The sequence below is a fragment of the Hymenobacter amundsenii genome (assembly GCF_002204745.1).
GTDB lineage: Bacteria > Bacteroidota > Bacteroidia > Cytophagales > Hymenobacteraceae > Hymenobacter > Hymenobacter amundsenii.
The window spans coordinates 1-22,778 of the sequence record NZ_NIRR01000031.1 but is presented as its reverse complement, the minus strand read 5'-3'; the positions used below and the strand labels follow the sequence as shown (position 1 = coordinate 22,778).

The window sequence follows — 22,778 nt, the reverse complement described above, 5'->3', positions numbered from 1 at the left end:
AGAGGATTAACGGCGCAAATAAACGGATTCCGGCAGATGCTTCACCAGTGAAGTAGGCTGCCTTCTTTGCCGGAACCACCGGGAGAAGGCCTTTCCGGTAGCCTGGCAGCAACTGGCCTGCTAACCCTGTTGAGCGGATACTTACAGAAGTAATGCTTCGCCTATCGCCCGTAAAACCCCTATATTCCACTATCCGCCCCATTTTAATGCTGCCCGTTATGCGCCTGCTCCGCGACCTGAAACTCGACGAGATATTCGTGCTCGACATCGAAACCGTGCCCTGCGTGGGCTGCCACGACGACCTGCACGAGATGCTCAAGGAGCTTTGGGAGCATAAGTGCCACGCGCTGCGCCGCGAGAAAGGCTGGATTTCGCACCACGGTCACATCGCGCCCCTGCCCGATACCCTGCACGCCTCGGCCCTGTTCGAGCAGGCCGGCATCTACGCCGAGTTCGGGCGGGTGGTGTGTATTTCGGTGGGGCGGTTCCGGTACGCCGCCGACGGGGCGCTACGCTTCAGCGTGAAGTCGTTTTTCGGGCACGACGAACGGGAACTGCTGCGCGAATTCAGCGCCGTCATCAGCCACCGGCCGCAGTTTCGGCTCTGCGGGCACAACGGCAAGGAGTTCGACTTTCCCTACCTCTCGCGCCGCCTGCTCATCAACGGCCTGCCCCTGCCGCCTCACCTCGATACGGCTGGCAAAAAGCCCTGGGAAGTGCCCCACCTCGATACGATGGAACTCTGGAAGTTCGGCGACCGGAAGTCGTTCACGTCCCTGAGTCTGCTGGCGGCCATGTTCGGCATCCCCACGCCCAAAGACGACATTCAGGGTAAGGATGTGGCCCGGGTGTACTACGAGGAAAACGATTTGCCCCGCATTGCCCGTTACTGCCAAAAAGACATCATCACCACCGCCCGCCTGCTCCAGAAATTCCGGGGCGACGAACCCTTTCCCGACGAGGCCGTGGTGTATGCCAACGAAGAAACCGTGGTGCTCCGCCGCACTTGAGCCAGTTTTCGAAGTGGTCCGCTGCGGCAAACACCCGAATACGTTCTGCCGGCTTCTCTACTGAGGGACAGGCTTCTTATTAGGGTTTTTATATTAATTATTCAAATAAAAAATGTAGTTTTATTTATGTTGGATATAAGCGGGAAGAAATCATGGAATACACCTTAGCAAACAGCATTCAGGTCGCTTTTCGCGATGAAACGCTGGAGCAGCTGGCGCAGGAAACCCACGAAGACATAATGGCGTTGCGACTCACGTTTCAGCGGGCCATTCCGGTGGTAGTGCAGGCCCTCAGCGGCAGGGCCAGCGGCCCCGAAGGACCGGAAGCCGTCTGGAAGCTGAGCCGGGAGGCGTACGGAGCCAGCGTACTGGAGCCCACCACCCCCGAAAACAAGCAGGCCTGGGCCCGGCGCGGCGAGTCGTTGATGCAGGGGCTGCTGGGCGATTCCTACCACTTCACGGCGCTCCGGTTGGCTACGGCCGGCGGCGTGGCGGTGTCGGCGGCCGAGCGGGTGTTGAGCGCGGCGGCCGTGGCTACGCTGGGCGTTATTGGGGAGCATAGCCAGGAGCAGAACTTCGGCGCGGCGGCACTGGCTACCTGGCTGATCCGGGAAGGTGGGGAGCTGCCTGAGTTGCCGTCCGAGACTGCCCGTCCGGTGGCTGCGCCGGCTATTCTGCAGGGTAAGCCCGCGCCGGTGGCGGTGCCCGCGCTACCCTTGCCGAATGCGGCGGCCGGCACTTGGGCCCCGGTGGGTGGCGGCCATACGTACACACCGAAGAATCCCGAAACGGGCAGCGGTTCAGCGCGGTGGCCCTGGGGACTGCTACTGCTGCTGGCAGTAGCACTGGGCTATATCTTCGGTAACCAGCGCGAAACGCCGCCCGCCTCCGCGCTAAGCTTAGCGGCTACGTCAGCCTCGGTGGCCGAGCCCCTGACGGCTCGGGCCACAGCAGCTACTACCAGCCCTGCCGGCTCCACCGGCCGCTACGACGATGCCAGTGGCAACTACATCTACGATACGGGCCAGCCCCTGATTCTGCGATTAGCCGACGGCACTACCCAGAAAGTCGGGGCCAACTCCACGGAAAACCGCCTCTACATCTTCCTGGCCGACCCTGCCCGACAGGTTGATTCGGTGAACCGCACCAAGGGCTGGATCAACTTCGACCGGGTGTACTTCGAACCCGGTGCCACCACGCTCACCGACGAATCGTTTATGCAGCTGCGCAACGTGGCCAGCATCCTCAACACCTTCCCCGGCTCGGTGGTGAAAATTGGGGGATACACCGACAGCACGGGCGCGGCGCTGAAGAACTTCCAGCTCAGCGAGGAGCGCGCCAAAACGGCCATGCTGGCCATTGCGGGCATGGGTGTGGACATCAATCGGGTGCAGGCCAAGGGCTATGGCGGCAAGTACTTTATCACATCCAACACTACTGACGAAGGCCGCGCCCTCAACCGCCGCATCAGTATCCGGGTGCTGAAAAAGTAGCGGTTTTGCGGAGTTCCCCAGAGTTGAAGTTCTGGAAAATCCGGACGATCAGGGACGAACCTTCTGCCGGGCCACTTCCAGCGCCTTTTGCAGCACCGGATCCTGGCCCTGTTGCAGGGTGGTGGGCGTGTTCTCGATGGGCACATCCGGGGCCACACCTACGTCTTCCAGCACCTGGCCGGTGGGGGTGGTGTAGCGCTGGTTGGAAAGCGTGACGTTGAGGCCGTTGGGCAAGTGCACGCTGTACATATCGGAGAACATGCCCTTAGTTGCCGTGCCCACAAGCGTCACTTCGGGGCGTTGAGCCAGGGAAATCGTTAGGTCTTCGGCGGCGCTGGCAGTCTGGTCGGAAGTGAGTAGCACGAGCGGGCCAAGGAAGCGCGGGCTGGCGGCGGGCGTTATGTAGAGGGCTTGGGGTGGGCCAAACCGGCCGTAGCCGCCGGGCTGGCGCAGGGCCTTGTAGTTGGCCAGGTGGACTTGCGCCCGTAAGAGGTAGCGCGAAGCGCCAGCTTCGCGCGTTGTTGCTGACTGCCAATCGACGTCGTTCAACGAAACGCGAAGCTGGGGCTTCACGCTACATTCGTCCTATTTGACCCCAGAAATGATAAAACCCGGCAGCAGCAGTCTGCTTTTTAGCCGATAAGATACAAGTGGCCCGAACGCAAAACGCCCCCACCAGGCGGCGGGGGCGTTGTCGGTTTGCGCGGTGGCAAAGGGGCTCCTCAGCTTATAGCACCCCGGCCACCAAACCGGGAAGCACGCCCAACAATACCGTCAGCAGGGCCAGCAGCAGCAGGGCACCCGACTGGAAAGTGCTGACGGGCACGGCCGCGGCCGTATCGTCGTCGGCGTCGCGCATGTACATGGCGATAATGGGGCGCAGGTAGTAGTAGATGCTTACCATCGACATTAGTAGGGCGAAGATGACAAGGCCGATGTAGCCGTTTTCGACGGCGGCCGCGAACACGAAGAACTTGCCGAAGAAACCGCCAGTGAGCGGAATACCGGCTAGGCTCAACATGGATACCGTGAGGCAGAAGGCCAGCAGCGGGTTGGTTTTGGCCAAGCCGTTGAGGCCGTTATAGTCCTCACGCTGGCGGGCGTCGGCTACCAGTTTCAGCACCCCGAAGGCGGCCACCGTAGCCACCGAGTAAGCCAGCGAATAGAACAGCACGGCGTTGGCCGACGGGCCTTCGAGGGCGCCATTGTAGGCCACCAGCGCAATGAGCAGGTAGCCGGCGTGGGAGATGCTGGAATAGGCCAGCATCCGCTTGAGGCTGGTCTGGACGACGGCCCCCACATTGCCGATGAGCAGCGTGAGCACGCAGATGGCCGTGAGCGTGGGCAACCACACGCCCTGGGCCGAAGCGGCCGGAAACACCTGTACCAGCAGTTTCAGCAGCGCGGCAATGCCCGCTACTTTTACTACCGTGCTCATGAAGGCTGTGAAGAAGGTGGGCGTGCCCTCATACACGTCGGGCGTCCAGAAGTGGAAGGGCGCGGCACCTACCTTAAACGACATGCCGATCAGCATCAGCAGCATGCCAATGTAGAGCATCGGCCGCAGCGAGGCGTTAACCGGGTTCTGGACTGCGAAGCTGATTTGGTTGAGCTCGAACGTACCCGTAGCCCCGTACACCAGCGCCATTCCGAAGAGCAGGATGCCGGTGAAGAACGCGCCCATCAGGAAGTACTTGAGGGCCGCTTCGTTGGAGCGCAGGTTGCGCTTGTCGGAGCCCGCCAGCACGTACATGGCGATGCTCAGCGTCTCGATGCCCAGAAACAGCATCAGCAGGTGGTTGTAGCTGACCAGCATAATGGCCCCCACCAGCGAGAACAGCAGCAGCGAGTAATACTCGGCTAGGTTGGCCTCCTCGTCGAGCACGTAGCGCTGCGAGAACGGCACGAGCAGTAGGGCCGTGAGCACGATAATGCCCGTGAAGGCCACCGAGAAGTTGTCGGTGGTCAGCATCGGGAATCGGATGAGCTGCACCGCGCCGGTGTTCCAGTCCAGGAAGTTCACCGTCAGCACGAGGCCCAGAATGAGCATCATGATGGGCAGCAGCAGCCGGTTGGAACGGCGGAACCCCAGAAACAGGTTGCCCAGGCCCAGTACGGAAAGCAGAATGATTGAATTCATATCGTCGGGACCCCTCCCCCCGGCCCCCGGCCCAAAAGGGAGGGGAACCAGACGAATAGATAGGGGCTCTTTTTTGGACTACAGACTAGAAGCTAGAATGCTAAAAATTAGCGCCTTCCCCGCTCGATACGCGGCATCTTTTGGGGAGGGGTTGGGGTGGGATTACCGTTTCACTACTTCGCCCAGAATTCCCAGCACGCTGCCTTCCGACAGGTGCAGGAAGAAATTGGGGAAGATGCCAATCCAGAACACCAGCACGATGAGCGGCACCAGCACGGCTATTTCGCCGCTAGTGAGGTCGGTGAAGGTGGCCGAGTAGGCGGAATCGGGACCGAGCATAACGCGCTGGAACATACGCAGCAGGTACACGGCGCTCAGGATGATGGTGATGCCGGCCACCGCGCCTAGCCAGGCGTTGTGCTCGTATACGCCGGCCAGCAGTAGGAACTCGCCCACGAAACCGTTGGTGAGCGGCAGCGCCACCGTACCCAGCAGCAGCACCAGGAAGCACACCGTGAGGGCCGGCGCCTTTCGGGTAAGGCCGCCCAGATCGGCGATGTTGCGGGTTCCGGTGCGGCGCTCAATAGCATCAGCAATGAAGAACAGGCCCACTACGTTGATGCCGTGGGCCAGCATCTGAATGCTGGCGCCCTGCATACCAAGCTGGGTGAGCGAGAACACGCCGGCAATCATCAGGCCCACGTGCGAGAGCGAGGAGTAGGCGATGAGCCGCTTCACATCGTGCTGGCGGATGGCGATGATGGCCCCGTAAATAATGCCGATGACGGCCAGAATGAGCACCAGGTTCTGCCAGTAGTCAACGCCCAGGGGCACAACGGGCAGCAGCCAGCGCATGCAGCCATAGATGCCCATTTTCAGCATGATGCCGGCCAGCAGCATACTCGCCGGGGCGGGCGACTCGGTGTAGGTGTCGGGCTGCCAGGTGTGGAAGGGGAAGATGGGCATCTTCACGGCGAAGGCCGCGAAAATCAGCCAGAACACCCACAGTTGGGTTTCGACGGGCAGGTTGATGTTGTAGAACGAGGTCAGGGCCGAATTGTGGGCCGAGAGGCCGTCGGGCGAGGGGCCGGTCTGGAAGTAGAGGTACACGAAGCCGGCCAGCATGAACAGCGAACCGATGATGGTGTAGAGGAAGAACTTGAACGTGACCCGCGCCCGCTCAGTGCCGCCCCAGACGCCGGCCAGGAAGTAAATTGGAATCAGGGCCACCTCCCACATGAAGTAGAACAGGAAGGCATCCTGGGCCGTGAATACGCCAATCAGGCCGGTTTGCATGAACAGCACCAGCGCGTAGAACACCGACTCGTTCTCGAAGTTGCGGCGGAAGGCGCTGAGCAGAATAATAGGCACCAGCAGCGTCGTCAGCAGCACCAGCGACAAACTGAGCCCGTCCATGCCGAGGTGGAAGTTGATGCCGGCCGAGGCTACCCAGGCGTAGTTGAAGCTGAATTGGCCGGAGTTATTGGCGTTGAAAAGCAGGGCCGCGTAGGCAGCCAGCAGGAACTCAACGAGGGCCGCGCCAAATGCCGCTACCCGCGCCGCCTTCCCCTTGAAGAAGTGCAGCAGCAGGGCGGCCACCACGGGCCAGAGTAGAAGAAGGACAGTCAGCATTAACTAAGCAGGTTGTTCTGGAGGTGCTCAGAAACTAGAGCCGTGAGTGTGAAGACGAATTTTGTAAAGCCAAGATCAGCGCATAAGCCCATCCAATGATTGTCCAACCCAACAGAAGGTTGATCAGAAATATGGATTGGCTTTGAGGTTTACTTCGCCCAACCAGAGTAGGAATGAAATAATAGAACAAGCCGAGCATCGGAAATATCCATGCGACAAACATGATAGGGTCATGTTCTCCACCAGATAGAAGAAGCGTGCTCAGCATAGTTGTTAACTAAAACTTCCCGAAGTTCAGCGCCATAATCAGCACGATGCTGACGACCATGAGGATGAGGTAGGTTTCGACGGAGCCGGTTTGCACGGCGCGGAGTAGCTGGCCGCCGCCGAGCGTTACGCGGCCGAAACCGTTGACGATGGGGTCGATGATGCCGTTTTCGACGAAGCGGTAGAGGCCGCGCGACAGCCACATGATGGGTCGCACCAGTAGGGCGTTGTACAGCTCGTCGATGTAGTACTTGTGGTACACCAGGTTGTCGAGGAAGCCGCGGGGCGCGCCTTCTTCGGCCGGGCGTACTCCACGACTCACGTACATCACGTAGGCGAAGATGATGCCCAGCACGCCCGCGCCCACCGAAAGTCCGATGAGCATGAGCTCGGTGCCGTGGTCAACCTCCGCGCCAAACGCGGCCGGGTTGAGCTTCTGCGAGTACGTGAAGATAGGGGCGAGGTAGTTGGACAGGTAGGCGTTTTCCTCACCTAAGAAGAAGGGTGCGTTCATAAAGCCACCCACGGCCGCCAGAATGGCCAGCACGATGAGCGGCAGGGTCATGGAAGCGGGCGACTCGTGCAGGTGGTGCTTCTGTTCCTCGGTGCCCCGGAACTCGCCGAAGAAGGTCAGGAACAGCAGGCGGAACATGTAGAAGGCCGTCAGGAAGGCCGTGAACAAACCCACCGCGTACAGCACTTTGCTGTGCTCGAAGGCGTGGAGCAGAATCTCATCCTTGGAGAAGAAGCCCGCGAAGGGCGGGATGCCGGCAATGGCTAAACAGCCGACCAGGAAGGTGATGAACGTAATGGGCAGGGCCTTACGCAAACCGCCCATACGGCGCATGTCCTGCTCGTTGCTCATGGCATGAATCACGGAGCCCGCGCCCAGGAACATCAGGGCCTTGAAGAAGGCGTGAGTAAGTACGTGGAACAGCGACGTGCTGTAGCCCATCACGCCCAGCGCCAGGAACATGTAGCCCAGTTGCGACACGGTGGAGTAGGCCAGCACCTTCTTGATATCGTTCTGGGCCAAGCCGATGGTGGCCGCGAACAGGGCCGTGGCCGCACCGATGATGGCAATAACCTCCAGCGTGTGGGGAGCCAGCGTGAAGAGTACGTTGGCCCGCAGAATCATGTAGATGCCCGCCGTGACCATCGTCGCGGCGTGGATGAGGGCCGAAACGGGGGTGGGGCCGGCCATGGCATCGGGCAGCCAAGTGTATAGTGGCAGCTGGGCCGATTTGCCGGTGGCGCCCACGAACAGCAGCAGCGTAATAAACGTGACCACGCCCACGCCGTAGGGGCCGAACTGGCCGAGCGAGGCCTTCTGGAATACCTCGCCGAACTGCACCGAATTAAAGGTGAGGTAAATCAGGAAGATGCCGAGCAGGAAGCCCAGGTCACCGACGCGGTTGATGATGAAGGCCTTTTTAGCGGCGTTGTTGTAGCTGGTGTTCGTGTTCCAGAAGCCGATGAGCAGGTAGGAGCACAGCCCCACGCCTTCCCAGCCGATAAACAGAATCAGGAAGTTGGAGCCCAGCACCAGCACCAGCATTGAGAACACGAATAGGTTCAGGAAGCTGAAAAACTTGCCCACGTTCTCGTCGTGGGCCATGTAGCCGATGCTGTAGATGTGAATCAGGAAGCCCACGCCCGTTACCAGCAGCAGCATAATCAGGCTGAGCTGGTCGATCTGGTAGGAGAAGGGAATCTGCATTGAGCCCACCGAAATCCAATCGAACAGCTGGACGGTGTAGGCTTGGTGGGCCGTGGCGCCGGGGGCAATCCACTGGGCCGAGGGGTGCAGGAATTCCCAGAACAGCATCACCGAAATCAGGAACGAGCCCAGCACCGCGAGGCTGCTGATGGCCCCAGCCACCGTAGCCGACAGCTTCCGGTTGAGCAGCCCGTTGAGTAGAAAACCCAAAAACGGCAGCAGCGGAATCAGCACGTACAGAAACGTTGAAAACGGTGCGCCGGCAGCAGGGATGACAGAGTCTTGCATGTCGTGGGGTCGGGTGACCCCTCCCCAACCCCTCCCTTTTGGATTCCGCTAAGCTAGCGGCGGGGGTTGGGGAGGGGTTAAAATTTCAAACGATTCAACAGGTTAACGTCGGTGCTTTGCAGGTTACGGTAGATCATCACAATGATGGCCAGCCCCACCGCTACTTCGGCCGCGGCTACGGCCATGATGAAGAACACGAACACCTGCCCGTTGGGGTCGGCGCGGAAGGCCGAGAAGGCGGTCAGCAGCACGTTCACGGCATTGAGCATCAGCTCGACGCACATGAAGATAATGATGGCATTGCGCCGGGTGAGTACGCCAAGCACGCCGATGCTGAAGAGCGTAGCGGCGAAGAAAACGTAGTATTCAAGGGGAACCGTTTGGATAACCTGCGGTATGTTCTGGTCCATGCGGGAGGGCTAACGGCTAAGCAAATCCTCTGGCGGCTGGGCCGGCAGGGGCAATGGAGGGCAAAGGTATCCTGAAAATCGGAAAACGCCATTGTTTAACTGGGTTCGTTTGCTGGTTTGCCTCGCTTCCGATTCACCTGGCTGGGCGCGCGTCTGCCTTCGCCAAAGGGAGGCGGATGGTAAACCGGCCTGTTTGGACCCGGCGCTATTACCCCGCCGTGGCCTGCCTGCCCTTGCTAATGCCTGCGAGCAAGGCGCAGCTGCTGGCCTAAACCAAGAGCCGGCAAGCGCCATCCGAAAATCACGAAATACCTTCCGGCGCTAAGCTGTATCTTCGGGCCTCTCTTCTTCTTTTCCTTTTTTTCATGAGTATTACCATTGGCAGCTTGGCCGAGCTGCAACAGTACGACGGCCAGGAGTTGGGCATCACGGCCTGGCACACCATCACGCAGGAGCAAATCAACCAGTTTGCCGCTGCCACCCTCGACTTTCAGTGGATCCATACCGACCCGGCGCGGGCCGTAGCGGAGTCGCCCTTCGGTGGTACCATTGCTCACGGCTACCTCACGCTCTCGTTGTTGCCTTACTTCTGGAACCAGCTGGTGCAGGTCGAGAACCTGAAAATGCAGGTGAACTACGAAATCACGGATTTTCGCTTCAACCAGGCTGTGCTCGTCGATACGCCCGTTAGGCTACATGCCAAATTGCTGGAGGTGAAAGATTTGCGCGGTATTGCCAAAGCCAATATCGGCGTAAAAATGGAAATTGAAGGCAGTAAAAAGCCCGCATATACCGGCGTCATCACGTTTCTGTACCACTTTCTTTAGCAGCGAATTACTCGGCGGTAAGTAGGGTGCGGGGCTTGCCCGCGCCCGCCGTTGAACACAATCCGCTGATCCGTGCAACGGCGGGTGCCGGGTTGCCTTGCCAGCCCTAACAAATTTTGCTGGCCGGTAAAGTATTTGGCCCTCGTTTTCGTCTGCCTGCTCAGAATGGAAACTTTTGCTCTCTCACTCGACGACGCTGCGCGGATGACGGCCGGCCACCAGGACCTTCAGATACAGGAAGCCGTCCGCACCCAGCGCAAGCGTCTGCTGGCCTTTATCCGTCGCCGCATCCCCAACGAGGAGGAAGCCGAAGACGTGCTCCAAGACGTGTTTGCCGAGCTGGTAGAAAGCTACCGGATGCTGCGGCCCGTGGAGCAGGCCGCCGCGTGGCTCTTCCGCGTGGCCCGCAACAAAATAACTGACCTCTACCGCCGCAAAAAGCCCGTTTCGCTTGAACGCGAACTGGCCACCTACGCCCCCGACGGCGAGGAAAGCTCGCTGCTGCTGGCCGACCTGCTGCCCGCCCCCGACGACGCCCCCGAAAACCGGCTGCTGCGCGAAACCCTCATGGAAGCCCTCACCGAGGCGTTGGCCGAGCTGCCCGCCGCCCAGCGCCAGGTATTCATCTGGCACGAGTTGGAAGACAAGACCTTCCGCGAAATGGCCGAAGAAACCGGTGTCCCGCTCAAAACCCTGATTTCGCGCAAGCACTACGCCGTGCAGCACCTGCGCAAGCGCCTGCGTACGCTTTACACAGAGCTGTTTACTGACTAGTTGATGGGAGCTGGTTCCTGGTTTTTGGCTTCAGGTGCCATCAACCAAGAACCAAAAACCAAAAACCAAAAACCACCCCAAATGAACCGCTCCTTATGGCTGCTGCGCGGCCTTAAAATCCTCCTCTTCGGCTTGCTATTCGTGGTGTTGGCCAGCTACGTAACCATGCGCCTCTGGAACTGGCTGCTACCCGAGTTGTTCCGGCTGCCGCTTATCAGTATCTGGCAGGCGCTGGGGCTGCTGGTGCTCTCGCGCATCCTGTTCGGGGGGTGGGGCGGCCGGGGCGGCCGCGCCAAGTGGGCCCGCCACCGTCGCCAGTGGAAGCAGCAGGTGGAATCCCGCTTGGACTGCCTCTCGCCCGAAGAAAAGGAGAAATTCCGCCAGAAAATGGAAGGTATCTGTACCGGTCCGCCCGCCTGGATGCGCCGCCGCCCTTCGGAATCGGATCAGTCGGCTTCGGTATAACCCCAAAGTACCAGCGGCACTTGAGGAATCAGGTGCCGCTGCTGCTTTTACATGACTAAGCTGTTGCGCATCGGGTTGAGGTAATCAAGCCCTTCATCCTCGAATAGTTGTTCTAATGCCTCAGTGCCGTGGTTGATCTTGAAGTCTCGTTCAGCTTCAGTTATTGGAATCAGCCAGTAGTAGTGGGTAAGGTCATCCCCCAAATACAGCAACTCAAGCGCTTCGCCATGTAAGTAAGGCAGCGAGACAAAAGCATGGTCGCAGATAGAATCAGACAGCCACGGCCGCCCAATATTCACGGTGTGGTTCAGGTCTAGAATAGCATCGTTACGATGGAACGATGCGCATGCCACCAGTAACTCAGCAATAGATTCATCCTGATATGGCGAAAGCACGAAGAGCTCAATGGCAGCGTATTTAGGCTGGTCCAGTGACATTCCTACCGTACAGTACCGCCACGTTTCATGAGCCTCGGATGGTGCAAATTCTATCACATAGAAGTAAGGATGCAGTTTTCCAACTGGTCCTTTGCTCCAAATGATTTTTCGGCCCAGCTGGCCAAAGTATTCTTCGTAATGCTGCCGACAAGTCTCCGTATATTCGAAAGACATAGGTATAAATATAAAAAAACGCGGCGACTGAGGAATCAGCCGCCGCGTTTGGTTTCTGCCGGAACCAGCAGCTTAACACTAGAAGTTCCGCTCCCCGGCTTCGCGCTTGCCGAGCATTACGGCGCCCACCATCGCCACCAAGAACAGCACGGAGGCCAGCTCGAAGGGCAGCAGGAAATCAGTGTAAAGCTTGAGGCCGAGCTGGTCGACCATGCCGATTTGAGAGTTGAATTCGGAGTTGATAACTGCGCCGGTAGGCACTACGTCTTTGAGGGCAGCCACCAGAATGAGCAGGAGGGAGCCCCCGGCCACGGCGGCGGCCACTTTAGCCATTGCCGGCTTGTGGGGCTCGGTGTCGACGTTCAGGTTCAGAAACATAATCACGAACAGGAACAGTACCATAATGGCGCCCGCGTACACGATGATGTTCACGGCCGCCAGAAACTGTGCGTTCAGCAGCAGGTAGTGGCCCGAGAGCGAGAAGAACGTCAGAATCAGGAACAGCACGCTGTGCACCGGATTCTTGGCGAACACCACACCCAGCGCGCTTAGCAGCGCCACGAATGAGAGGAAGAGGAATAATGGATGCATGAGAAGGAGTTGTCAGTTGTTGGTTGTAAGTTGTTGGTGAAGCGGTAGCAGCCAGGCGTAGCCCAAATGAGCTGACAACTAAAAACGAACAACTATACAATACGCTCCCGCAATGTAGCGGCCTGATCGGGCGTGAGCTGGATACCGCGCACACTCCGCTCGTCGGGCGACACGGGCTCCACGAGGCGGTCTTTGCCATAGATGAACTCGTCGCGCTCATAGCGCGGTGGGGCCATTTTGTCGGCCTGCAAGTAGATTGCCGCTTTGGGGCAGGCTTCTTCGCAGAGGCCGCAGAAAATGCACCGCAGCATGTTGATTTCGTAGCTGATGGCGTACTTCTCCTCGCGGTAGAGGCCTTCCTCGCCCTTTTTCCGCTCTCCGGCCACCATCGTAATGGCTTCGGCTGGGCACGACACGGCACACAGGCCGCAGGCAGTGCACCGCTCCCGGCCCTGCTCGTCGCGCTTGAGCACATGCAGGCCCCGGAAGAAGGCCGAGAACGGTCGCACCTCCTCGGGGTAGCGCACGGTGGCCTTCTTCATGAAGAAGTGGCGCATCGTGATGCTTAAGCCCTGGAATATGGCCGGCAGGTAGGCCCGCTCAGCCAGCGTCATGGGCTTCTTTTCTAATACCTTGGCTCGGTTGGTGAGTTGCATAATATCAGTTACGAAAACTGTCGGCCGTCATGCTGAGCTTGCCGAAGCATCTCTGCCACAATAGTATATGATTACCCTGGCGGTAGAGATGCTTCGGCAAGCTTAGCATGACGGTTAGTTGTTGAAGTTACTTAAATCACCCCAAACAGGATGAGGGCGCCGGTGAGCACGATATTGAACACGGCCAGCGGGATGAGAATGGTCCAGCCCAGACGCATGAGTTGGTCGTAGCGGAAGCGTGGCAGGGTCCAGCGAATCCACATGAAGAAGAAGATGAAGGCGAAAATCTTCAGGAACAGGCCTACGGTGCCCAGCAGCGTAATCAGGTTCTGGGCCGAATTCAGCTCCCAACCCTGGCTGTTGATAAACCAGTCGCGCAGCTCGTACTGGAAGGGAAAGTTGAAGCCGCCGAAATACAGCACGCTCATCACGGCCGACACTACGAAGATGTTCACGTACTCCGAGAACAGGTACAGGCCCAGCTTCATTGATGAATACTCGGTGTGGTAGCCGCCTACCAGCTCGGTTTCGCACTCGGGCAAATCGAAGGGTGTGCGGTTGGTCTCAGCAAAGGCACAGACCAAAAAGATGATAAAGCCCAACGGTTGCTTCACGATATTCCAGGCGTGCCACTCGCCGGCCACCGACTGTTGCAGCGTAATTTCGCGCAAACTCAGCGTACCCGAAATCATGAGCACCGCAATCAGCGACATGCCCATGGCTAGCTCGTAACTGATGTTCTGGGAAGCAGCCCGGATGGCCCCGAGCAGCGAGAACTTATTGTTGGAGGCCCAGCCGCCAATCATCACCCCATAAACGCCCAACGACACCACGCCGAAAATCCACAGCATCCCGATGTTCACCTCAATTCCCTGCAGGAAAAAGGCGTTGTTGCCGAAGCTCATCGTGTTGCCAAACGGAATCACGGCCGACGACATCAGTGCCGTAATCATGGCCAGGCATGGGCCGACTACGAACAGCACCTTGTTGGCCCCGCCGGGGAAGAATTCTTCCTTCGTGAACATCTTCACGGCGTCGGCCAGCGGCTGGAGCAGGCCGTAAGGTCCGGCCCGGTCGGGCCCCACCCGGTCTTGCAAAAAGGCGGCAATCACGCGCTCGGCGTAGGTGCAGTAAGTCGCAATCAGCAGCGAAAGCGCGAAAACGACGAAGATGACGATGGATTGCCAGCCGAGGGCGGGTAGTTCTAGCATTTTTTTAGCTGATAGCTATTAGCTGTTAGCCGTTAGCTGATGTTCAGTAAGAAAGCACGGAAAGCTAACAGCTAATAGCTATTAACTAACAGCTCAAATCAACTGCCTAGTTTGAGCGGCGGATTCTGTTCCAGTTCGCGCTGGGTGCTGGCGGGCAGGTCGTCGATGACGGACTGATTCAGCACAGGCAGCTCGTAGTGGTTGGCCGAAATTACGGAAGAACGGTCGATGTGGGCTGGTCCTTCGATGGTCCAGTCGCTGGTTTCCTTTTTTTCGAAGCGGCACTCGTTGCAAATCCACTCTTTTACCTCGCCGTACTGGTCTTTGCGGGCCGTGGTGCGCAATACCTCGTTGCCCTTGTACCAGAGCACCACGTTGCCCGCACACTTGGGGCAGTCGCGGTGGGCGTTCACGGGCTTCGTGAACCACACCCGCGACTTGAAACGCCAGGTTTTGTCGGTCAGCGCGCCTACCGGGCACACGTCGATGACGTTGCCCGAGAAGTCGTTGTCGATAATATTCTCGATGTAGGTGCCGATTTCGGCGGCATCGCCACGACCCAGTACGCCGTGCACCCGGTCGCCCTTGGCAATCTGGTCGGCGGTGTACACGCAGCGGTAGCACAGAATGCAGCGCGTCATGTGCAGCTGAATCAGCGGCCCGATGTCGATTTTCTCGAAGGTGCGGCGCTCTTCCTGGTAGCGGGTCGTGCTTACGCCGTGCTCGAAGGCGAAGTTCTGCAGGTCGCACTCGCCGGCCTGGTCGCAGACCGGGCAATCGAGTGGGTGGTTGATGAGCAGCATCTCCACGATGCCCTTACGGACGTCGAGCACGCTGTCGTTGATTGTGTTTTCCACCACCATGCCGTCCTGCACCGTCGTGATGCACGAGGCTACCAGCTTGGGCATGGGGCGCGGGTCTTTGGTCGAGCCAGCCGCCACTTTTACGAGGCAGGCGCGGCACTTGCCACCCGAGCCTTTCAGGGGGGTGTAGTAGCACATGGCCGGGGGCACGATGGAGCCACCAATCTGGCGGGCCGCGTTCAGAATGGTCGTGCCATCCGGAACTTCTATCTCGATGCCGTCGAAGGTTATTTTAGCCATTGAAGTTGAAGCATTGAATTCCGACTGTTCCGCACAACAAGAACGTCATGCTGAGCTTGCCGAAGCATCTCTACCGGGGGTATTAATTTGCAGTGCAACGAAGCGGTAGAGATGCTTCGGCTACGCGGACGCCAGATGAGGTATGACGTTCTTATTAAACTGTTACCAACGCGCCGGGGTACACCGCGCCGGGCTGGGCGGCCTGCTGGGAGTGGGTTACATGCCATTCGAACTCGTCGCGGAAGTGGCGCACGGCGGCGGCCACGGGCCAGGCTGCGGCTTCACCGAGGGGGCAAATGGTGTTACCCTCGATTTGCTTGGCTACGCTTACCAGCAGGTCGATGTCCTCCATACGGCCGTGGCCGTGTTCGAGGCGGTGCAGCACCTTTTCCATCCAGCCCGTACCCTCGCGGCAGGGCGAGCACTGCCCGCAGCTTTCGTGGTGGTAGAAGCGCGAGAAGTTCCAGGTGTTGCGCACGATGCAGGTCGTTTCGTCCATGGCAATGAAGCCACCCGAGCCGAGCATGGTGCCCGTCACGAAGCCGCCGTCGCTCAGCGACTCGTAAGTCATCAGGCGGTTTTCGCCGGCCGCAGTTTTCAGAATGAGCTCCTTAGGTAGAATGGGCACCGACGAGCCGCCAGCCACCACGGCCTTCAGCTCGCGGCCCTTCCAAATGCCACCGCAGTACTCATCGGAGTAAATGAATTCCTCGACGGGCAGACCCAACTCGATTTCGTAGATACCAGGCTGCTTGAGGTGGCCGCAGGCCGAAATTAGCTTGGTGCCGGTACTTTTGCCGACCCCGATTTTGGCGTACTCGTCGCCGCCCTCATTCACAATCACCGGCACTGCGGCAATGGATTCCACGTTGTTGACCACCGTAGGGCGGGCCCACAGGCCCTGCACGGCCGGGAAGGGCGGCTTGTTACGCGGGTTGCCGCGCTTGCCCTCCAGGCTTTCCAGCAAAGCGGTTTCCTCGCCGCAGATGTAAGCGCCGCCGCCCGGATGCACATACAGGTCGAGGTCGTAGCCCGAACCCAGGATGTTCTTGCCCAGGAAACCAGCCGCGTAAGCTTCGGCAATGGCCTTTTCGAGGATGCGCAGCACGTAGAGCAACTCGCCGCGAATGTAGATGTACGAGGTGTTTGCGCCCAGCGCGTACGAGCCCGTAATCATGCCCTCAATCAGCAGGTGGGGCAATTTCGACATCAGCTGCCGGTCCTTGAAGGTGCCCGGCTCCGATTCGTCGGCGTTGCAGACCAAGTGGCGCGGCACACCCTCGGGCTTGGCCAGGAAGCTCCACTTGAGGCCCGTCGGGAAGCCCGCGCCGCCGCGCCCACGCAGGCCCGACTTCTTGACTTCCTCCACTACTTCCTCGGGCGTCATGGTCTTGAGGGCCTTTTCCACCGAGCGGTAGCCGCCGTGTTTGCGGTACACGTCCAGCGTCTCTATGCCTTCAACGTTGATATGTTCGGTGAGCAGTTTGCGTCCCATCTTGTTCTAAGCTGTTAGCTGTTAGCCGGTAGCTGTTAGCTAAGTAATTAGGCAACCAGGAATATCCTGATGAACCATGTTCTCTTCCGGGGCGGCTATCAGCGAGCAGCTAATAGCCAATAGCTTAATTGTTGGCTACGGCGTTCGGGAGGCCGGTTTCTTCCCAGGGCAAGGCGGGGCGATGCACCTGGTTGCGTAGCTCGGTGAGCATAGCATCCACGGCTTCCGGGGTATCGAGCTGCTCGTAGTACTGCTCGCGTACCTGCACGATGGGGGCGAAGCCGCAGGCAGCCAGGCACTCCACTTCTTTTAAGGTAAACAGACCATCTTCAGAAGCCGGGCCGCCTACTTTGGCGCCCGTGATGCGCTCCAGGTGGGCGGTCAGCTCGTCGGAGCCGCGCAGCATGCAGGGGCCCGTGCGGCAGATTTCCAGCACGTGCTTGCCTACCGGCTTGAGGTTGAACATAGTGTAGAACGACGACACCTCGTACACTTCAATCGGCTTCACGCCCAGCACTTCGGCCACCAAGTCCTGCACTTCGGGGCTCACCCAGCCACCGAACTCGGCCTGGGCAATGTGCAGCACCGGCAGCATGGCCGACTTGCGGCGGTCGTCGGGGTATTGCTTGCAGATGCGCTCAATCTCGGCCTGGGCGGCTTCTGAAAATTGCGGTTTAGCAGCGGTGGCAGTCGATTCCATATCAGTTGTATTCAGCAAAAAACTACGCGTCGAGTTCCCCGGCAATTACGTTCATCGAACTCAGCGTCACGATGGCGTCGGAGAGGGTCTGGCCCACCACCATTTCGGTGTAAGCCTGGTAGTAGATAAAGCAGGGTCGGCGGAAGTGCAGGCGGTAAGGCGTGCGGCCGCCGTCGGACACGAGGTAAAAGCCCAACTCGCCGTTGCCGCCTTCCACCGAGTGGTAGACTTCGCCCACGGGCGCGTCAATCTCGCCCATCACGATTTTGAAGTGATAAATGAGGGCCTCCATATTCTGGTACACGGCCTGCTTGGGGGGCAGGTAGAAGTGGGGCGCATCGGCGTGGTAGGGGCCGGCGGGCAGGTTTTCCAGCGCCTGCTCGATGATGCGCAGGCTCTGCCAGATTTCCTCGTTGCGCACCATGAACCGGTCATAGGTGTCGCCCTTAGTGCCCACCGGAATTTCGAAATCGAAGTCCTGGTAGCTGGAGTAGGGGTTCATTACCCGTACGTCGTAATCGACGCCGGCGGCCCGCAGGTTGGGGCCGGTGAAGCCGTAGTTGAGGGCGCGCTCGGCCGAAATGGCCCCCACGTCTACAATCCGGTCCATGAAGATGCGGTTGCGGTTGAACATCAGTTCGAACTCGCGCATTACGCCCGGGAAAGTTTTCAGCCAGGCGCGGAGCTTGGCAATGGCAATGTCGGAGAAGTCGCGCTCCATGCCACCCACCCGGCCCATATTGGTGGTCAGGCGGGCGCCGCTTACTTCCTCGTAAATCTCGTACACCTTCTCCCGCTCATCCATCAGGTAGAGGAAGCCGGTAAACGCACCCGTGTCCACGCCCAGGATGCCGTTACAGATGAGGTGGTCGGTAATGCGGGCCAGTTCCATCAGGATAACCCGGATGTACTGGGCGCGCTTAGGCACTTCCACGCCCAGCAGCTTCTCCACCGTCATGTGCCAGCCCATGTTGTTGATGGGCGATGAACAGTAGTTCATCCGGTCCGTGAGGGTGGTAATCTGGTAAAAAGGCCGGCGCTCGGCAATCTTCTCGAAGGCGCGATGGATGTAGCCAATGGTAGGCACGCCGGATATTATCCGCTCGCCATCCATTTGCAGAATGTTCTGGAAAATACCGTGCGTCGCCGGGTGCGTCGGACCCAGGTTAAGGGTCGTCAGTTCCTGGTTGAAGTCGTTGACGGTGGGCGCCAGCGGGTTCAGGTTGGGCTGCTGCTCCCGCGCCGACTCGATGATTTTATGGGTGCCTTCCAGCGTGTCGTTTACTGCCATTATACTGTCATCCTGAGCGCAGCGAAGGAACTTATCACGTCCGTCCTGCTGGGGTTACTAACTCTGGCGAAGGCATCCGTGATAAGATGCTTCCTTCGTCAGCATGACAACCAGATTACCGGCCGAAGAACAGGTCGGTTTTGTCTTCGCGGGTACCGTCTTCAAGGGCGTACTCTTTGCGCATCGGGTGGTAGTCCATGTCCTCCACGTTGAGGATGCGCATGAGGTTGGGGTGGCCGGGGAAGATGATGCCGTAGAAATCGAAGGCCTCGCGCTCCATCCAGTTGGCGGCCGAATAAAGGTCGGTCAGGGTCGGCGCCACCGGGTCGGCGATGGGGAAGAAAATCTTCAGGCGTAGCCGGATGTTGCGCGTGAGGCTGTGCAGATGATAGACAATGCCCAACTCGCGGCCTTCCTGCTCGGGCCAGTGGATACCGCACATGGTAGTCAGGAAGTTGAGTTGCAACTCCTGATCCTGCTGCAGGCCCGCAATAATGCCGTGAATCTGCTCCCGGGTCGTGGTAGCCGTCAGTATGCCATACGACTCCTCCACATCGGTGAAGGCGGCCTCGCCGAACAAGCGGTGCAGCAGGACCAGCAGTTGCGCGTTCTGCTGCGCGGCCGGGTCCTGGGCGGCGGCTTGTTCCTGCGCCGGGATGGATTTGTTCTGGTCAGCCATGTTTTAAGCTATTAGCTGTTGGCTGTTAGCTGTTAGCTTTTGTGCTGAGCCTCCCAACGGAAGCTAACAGCTAATAGCTGACAGCTAACAGCTTATTTAATGTTGTACGATGCCAGCAAGGCCTGATACTCGGGCGAGTTGCGGCGGCGGATGGATTCGTTGCGGGCCAGGTCCTGGATACGCATCAGGCCGTCGATTACCTGCTCGGGGCGGGGCGGGCAGCCGGGCACGTACACATCAACGGGAATGATGCGGTCGATGCCCTGGAGTACCGAGTAGGTATCGAAAATGCCGCCCGAGGAGGCGCAGGCACCCATGGCCAATACCCAGCGGGGCTCGGCCATCTGCTCGTACACCTGCTTCACAATGGGGGCCATTTTCTTGGCGATGGTGCCCATCACCATCAGCAGGTCGGCCTGCCGGGGCGAGAAGGAGGGGCGCTCGGAGCCGAAGCGCGAGATGTCGTAGCGCGAGCCCATGGTCGCCATGAACTCGATGCCGCAGCAGGAGGTGGCAAAGGGCAAAGGCCAGAGCGAGTTGGCGCGGGCCATGCCCACGACCTTTTCCATCGAAGTAGCGAAGAAACCCGCGCCTTCGAGGCCGTCGGGGGCATCTACCGTTTTAATTTCAGGAACCCGGGTATCCATAGCAACAGAAAATCAGAGGAGAAAAAGTGGACTGAATCCACTTATAGCCAACAGGGGCTGGCCGGCAAAAGTTTGGCCTAAGCGCTTTCGTTCCAGCGCAGAACGCCCTTCTTGATGACGTAAGCGAAGCCTGCCATCAGCAGGGTCAGGAACACGAGCATCTGGTAAAAGCCGGTGGTGCCCAAGGCGCGGAAGTTCACGGCCCAGGGGTACATGAAGATGACTTCGACGTCGAAGAGCACGAACAGGATGGCTGTGAGGAAGTATTTCACCGAAATCGGGGTGCGGGCATTGCCCACCGACTCGATACCGCACTCGAAGGCCTCGTCTTTCACCACGCTCTTGCGGCGCGGGCCTACGAGGTGGGAAACAATCATGGCAAAAGCCACAAAAGCAATGGCCAGCACGAATTGCACGATGATGGGCAGAAAATCCTGGGGCTGGTATTGAACGGGAACGGCGAGCAGCATGGCAGCAACGGGTAAAAGGCCGTTTTTCGACGGCATGGGAGGCAAAGGTAGGCCCTTCGCAGTTGGGAACAAAGATGAAAGCGGACCGGGGCGCGACTGGTTGGTAATTAACATTGGTTGGTCGTCTGAGTGGCAACAAATACGTTGCTGAATAGACAAACAAAACGGCCGCCCCAACTGGGGCGCGTTTTGTTTGTCTATTCAGACTGAGAAGCAACGCTTCGTTTAGATGCCCTTATCCCGGTTCAGATCCTCGGCCGGGGCAGCTCCCAAAAACGGGTAGCGGTAGTCTACCACGGGCACGAAGGTTTCCTTGATGGTGCGCGGCGACACCCAACGGAGCAGGTTCAAAATGGAGCCGGCCTTGTCGTTGGTGCCGGAAGCGCGGGCGCCGCCGAAGGGCTGCTGGCCCACCACGGCACCGGTAGGCTTGTCGTTGATGTAGAAGTTGCCGGCGGCCTGCACCAGCTTGCGCGTGGCCAGGTCGATGGCGTAGCGGTCTTGCGAGAATACGGCGCCGGTAAGGGCGTAGGGCGAGGTCTGGTCGACTACCTCCAGGGTTTCCTCGTACTTGTCGGCATCGTACACATACACCGTTACCACCGGCCCGAACAGTTCCTCGCACATGGTTACGTACTTGGGGTCCTTTGTTACGATGACGGTGGGTTCGATGAAGTAGCCCTTGCTCTTGCTGTAACCGCCGCCGGCAATAATTTCCACGCTGCTGTCGGCCTTGGCGGCATCGAGGTACTTGGCCAGCTTATCGAACGACTTCTCATCAATCACGGCATTAATGAAGTTGGAGAGGTCCTCCACGTCGCCCATCTTGAAGGTGGCGAGGTCTTCCTTCACGTAGCCCAGAATCTCGTCGGCCAGGTTCGAGGGCAGATACACCCGCGAAGCCGCCGAGCACTTCTGGCCCTGGTACTCGAAGGCACCGCGCGAAATACCCACGGCCACGGCCTTCGCATTAGCCGACTTATGGGCCACGATGAAGTCCTTGCCGCCAGTTTCGCCCACAATGCGCGGGTAGGTTTTGTACTTGCTGATGTTCTCGCCAATCGTTTTCCAGATGTGCTGGAATACACCGGTCGAGCCCGTGAAGTGGATGCCCGCAAAGTCGGGGTGCTGGAAAATGACGTTGCCGGCCGTCGGGCCATCCACGTACACTAGGTTGATCACGCCATCGGGTACGCCGGCCTCCTTAAACAACTCCATTAGTACCTGGGCCGAGTAGATCTGGGTGTCGGCGGGCTTCCAGACGGTAACGTTGCCGAGCATGGCCGCCGAAGTAGGCAGGTTGCCGGCAATGGCCGTAAAGTTGAAAGGCGTGAGGGCGAAGATGAAGCCCTCCAAGGGGCGGTGCTCCAGTCGGTTCCACATGCCGGGCGATGAGGCGGGCTGCTGCTTGTACAACTCGCTCATATAGTGAACATTGAAGCGCAGGAAGTCGATGAATTCGCAGGCAGCGTCAATTTCAGCCTGGAAAGCGTTTTTGCTCTGGCCCAGCATAGTGGCCGCGTTGAGGCGGGCGCGGTAGGGGCCGGCCAGCAAATCGGCGGCTTTCAGGAAGATGGCGGCGCGCTGCTCCCAGGGCAGCTCAGCCCATTCGGTGCGGGCGGCCAGCGCGGCGTCGATGGCCTTCTGCACGTGCGAGGCGTCGCCGCGGTGGAAATGGCCCAGCGTGTGCTTATGGTCGTGGGGCGGGCTCATGCGGACCGTGTTGCCCGTGCGCACTTCCTGGCCACCAATATGCATGGGAATATCGCGCTCCTGCTGCTTGAATTCCTTGAGGGTCTTGAGCAACTCAATCCGCTCGGGCGAATCGGGGGCATAACCCTTCACGGGCTCATTAATCGGCAGCGGAACGTTGAAAAAGGCGTTGGCCATAGAACGGGTGGTTTTTAGGTGGTTGGGTGGAAGGCTATGCTACAAAGGTAGGGCTAAGGGATTAGTGCCTTTATAGAAGGGGGTGCGCGACGTGCCAAGGCGCATCAAAAGCAGTTGATACTACTTTAAGTTGCTGTAATACCTCATATAGCTGAGCCTCGTCGGTAGCGTAATATTCGGCTCTGTTTACTATCGCAAAATCCTCATCTCCGGCTTCTTCATACTTTGCCAGAAGCGTAACATCAAATGCTACATCAGTAATGTAGTAGAGGTGTTGTGGGTACCTGATAATGCCGCTGGCATTGAGATTATTAGGACTTACGCAAAACGAAGCGTGGGCTGGGCTAGTTCGCGGCGCAAATAGTCGTCGAGTAAGCCTTGCTTGAGTTGATATACTGTTTGGCCTGT

23 protein-coding genes are annotated in these 22,778 nt (G+C 58.9%); 5 read left to right on the top strand and 18 right to left on the bottom strand.

The annotated features are described in order from the left end of the window. The first annotated feature begins 218 nt into the window (after positions 1-218). Together CDA63_RS15620 and CDA63_RS15615 are read left to right on the top strand one after the other, a co-directional pair. The gene (locus CDA63_RS15620; RefSeq protein ID WP_088465417.1) at positions 219-1,010 is read left to right on the top strand and encodes a 3'-5' exonuclease; all 792 of its coding nucleotides are present in this window, start codon (positions 219-221) and stop codon (positions 1,008-1,010) included. 152 nt (positions 1,011-1,162) lie between these two features. Next, positions 1,163-2,503, top strand: coding sequence for an OmpA family protein (locus CDA63_RS15615; protein ID WP_088465395.1), 1,341 nt, complete (start codon positions 1,163-1,165; stop codon positions 2,501-2,503). Between the two features lie 48 nt (positions 2,504-2,551). Here CDA63_RS15615 and CDA63_RS15610 read toward each other — a convergent pair whose 3' ends face one another. The 6 genes from CDA63_RS15610 to nuoK form a co-directional block, all read right to left on the bottom strand. Then, complete coding sequence (locus tag CDA63_RS15610; protein ID WP_165768332.1) at positions 2,552-3,052, bottom strand: S41 family peptidase; 501 nt, start codon at positions 3,050-3,052, stop codon at positions 2,552-2,554. Positions 3,053-3,230: 178 nt separating this feature from the next. Beyond that, positions 3,231-4,643, bottom strand: coding sequence for an NADH-quinone oxidoreductase subunit N (locus tag CDA63_RS15605; protein ID WP_088465393.1), 1,413 nt, complete (start codon positions 4,641-4,643; stop codon positions 3,231-3,233). 162 nt (positions 4,644-4,805) lie between these two features. Beyond that, positions 4,806-6,275 carry a complex I subunit 4 family protein gene (locus CDA63_RS15600; RefSeq protein ID WP_088465392.1) on the bottom strand — a complete coding sequence of 490 codons (1,470 nt, stop codon included), beginning with the start codon at positions 6,273-6,275 and terminating at the stop codon, positions 4,806-4,808. Between the two features lie 34 nt (positions 6,276-6,309). Further along, positions 6,310-6,474, bottom strand: coding sequence for a superinfection immunity protein (locus tag CDA63_RS21905; RefSeq protein WP_394335390.1), 165 nt, complete (start codon positions 6,472-6,474; stop codon positions 6,310-6,312). A gap of 78 nt (positions 6,475-6,552) precedes the next feature. Next, on the bottom strand, positions 6,553-8,550 hold the full coding sequence (nuoL, locus tag CDA63_RS15590; protein ID WP_088465390.1) for an NADH-quinone oxidoreductase subunit L: 1,998 nt from the start codon (positions 8,548-8,550) through the stop codon (positions 6,553-6,555). A 77-nt stretch (positions 8,551-8,627) separates the two neighbouring features. Next, positions 8,628-8,960 carry an NADH-quinone oxidoreductase subunit NuoK gene (gene nuoK, locus CDA63_RS15585; RefSeq protein ID WP_088465389.1) on the bottom strand — a complete coding sequence of 111 codons (333 nt, stop codon included), beginning with the start codon at positions 8,958-8,960 and terminating at the stop codon, positions 8,628-8,630. A 365-nt stretch (positions 8,961-9,325) separates the two neighbouring features. On the opposite strand from nuoK, the gene CDA63_RS15580 reads away from it, so the two are divergent. From CDA63_RS15580 to CDA63_RS15570, 3 genes are all read left to right on the top strand, one after another. Further along, complete coding sequence (locus tag CDA63_RS15580) at positions 9,326-9,787, top strand: MaoC family dehydratase (protein ID WP_088465388.1); 462 nt, start codon at positions 9,326-9,328, stop codon at positions 9,785-9,787. A gap of 165 nt (positions 9,788-9,952) precedes the next feature. Next, positions 9,953-10,561, top strand: coding sequence for an RNA polymerase sigma factor (locus CDA63_RS15575; protein ID WP_242434702.1), 609 nt, complete (start codon positions 9,953-9,955; stop codon positions 10,559-10,561). A gap of 81 nt (positions 10,562-10,642) precedes the next feature. Beyond that, a complete protein-coding gene (locus tag CDA63_RS15570; RefSeq protein ID WP_126546899.1) occupies positions 10,643-11,026 on the top strand; it encodes a hypothetical protein in 384 nt (127 codons plus the stop codon). Positions 11,027-11,073: 47 nt separating this feature from the next. Here the strand turns inward: CDA63_RS15570 and CDA63_RS15565 are convergent, their stop codons facing one another. The 12 genes from CDA63_RS15565 to pruA form a co-directional block, all read right to left on the bottom strand. Continuing rightward, positions 11,074-11,637, bottom strand: a complete 564-nt coding sequence (locus CDA63_RS15565) for a suppressor of fused domain protein (RefSeq protein ID WP_088465385.1) — start codon at positions 11,635-11,637, stop codon at positions 11,074-11,076. Between the two features lie 78 nt (positions 11,638-11,715). Beyond that, positions 11,716-12,228 carry an NADH-quinone oxidoreductase subunit J family protein gene (locus CDA63_RS15560; protein ID WP_088465384.1) on the bottom strand — a complete coding sequence of 171 codons (513 nt, stop codon included), beginning with the start codon at positions 12,226-12,228 and terminating at the stop codon, positions 11,716-11,718. A gap of 92 nt (positions 12,229-12,320) precedes the next feature. Further along, positions 12,321-12,884: a NuoI/complex I 23 kDa subunit family protein gene (locus tag CDA63_RS15555; protein WP_088465383.1), complete on the bottom strand. Its 564-nt coding sequence runs from the start codon at positions 12,882-12,884 to the stop codon at positions 12,321-12,323. Positions 12,885-13,015: 131 nt separating this feature from the next. Continuing rightward, on the bottom strand, positions 13,016-14,095 hold the full coding sequence (nuoH, locus tag CDA63_RS15550) for an NADH-quinone oxidoreductase subunit NuoH (RefSeq protein ID WP_088465382.1): 1,080 nt from the start codon (positions 14,093-14,095) through the stop codon (positions 13,016-13,018). Positions 14,096-14,193: 98 nt separating this feature from the next. Further along, on the bottom strand, positions 14,194-15,198 hold the full coding sequence (locus CDA63_RS15545; protein ID WP_088465381.1) for a 2Fe-2S iron-sulfur cluster-binding protein: 1,005 nt from the start codon (positions 15,196-15,198) through the stop codon (positions 14,194-14,196). Positions 15,199-15,352: 154 nt separating this feature from the next. Beyond that, positions 15,353-16,693 carry an NADH-quinone oxidoreductase subunit NuoF gene (nuoF, locus tag CDA63_RS15540; protein WP_088465380.1) on the bottom strand — a complete coding sequence of 447 codons (1,341 nt, stop codon included), beginning with the start codon at positions 16,691-16,693 and terminating at the stop codon, positions 15,353-15,355. 124 nt (positions 16,694-16,817) lie between these two features. Beyond that, positions 16,818-17,393: an NADH-quinone oxidoreductase subunit NuoE family protein gene (locus CDA63_RS15535; RefSeq protein WP_088465379.1), complete on the bottom strand. Its 576-nt coding sequence runs from the start codon at positions 17,391-17,393 to the stop codon at positions 16,818-16,820. Positions 17,394-17,415: 22 nt separating this feature from the next. Beyond that, on the bottom strand, positions 17,416-18,684 hold the full coding sequence (locus tag CDA63_RS15530; protein WP_088465378.1) for an NADH dehydrogenase (quinone) subunit D: 1,269 nt from the start codon (positions 18,682-18,684) through the stop codon (positions 17,416-17,418). A 115-nt stretch (positions 18,685-18,799) separates the two neighbouring features. Beyond that, on the bottom strand, positions 18,800-19,363 hold the full coding sequence (locus CDA63_RS15525) for an NADH-quinone oxidoreductase subunit C (RefSeq protein WP_088465377.1): 564 nt from the start codon (positions 19,361-19,363) through the stop codon (positions 18,800-18,802). A gap of 92 nt (positions 19,364-19,455) precedes the next feature. Continuing rightward, entirely contained in the window at positions 19,456-20,010 is a 555-nt protein-coding gene (locus tag CDA63_RS15520; protein WP_088465376.1) for an NADH-quinone oxidoreductase subunit B, read from the bottom strand. A 77-nt stretch (positions 20,011-20,087) separates the two neighbouring features. Continuing rightward, complete coding sequence (locus CDA63_RS15515) at positions 20,088-20,480, bottom strand: NADH-quinone oxidoreductase subunit A (RefSeq protein WP_088465375.1); 393 nt, start codon at positions 20,478-20,480, stop codon at positions 20,088-20,090. A 225-nt stretch (positions 20,481-20,705) separates the two neighbouring features. Next, positions 20,706-22,370, bottom strand: coding sequence for an L-glutamate gamma-semialdehyde dehydrogenase (gene pruA / locus CDA63_RS15510; RefSeq protein ID WP_088465374.1), 1,665 nt, complete (start codon positions 22,368-22,370; stop codon positions 20,706-20,708). Positions 22,371-22,778: the final 408 nt, after the last annotated feature.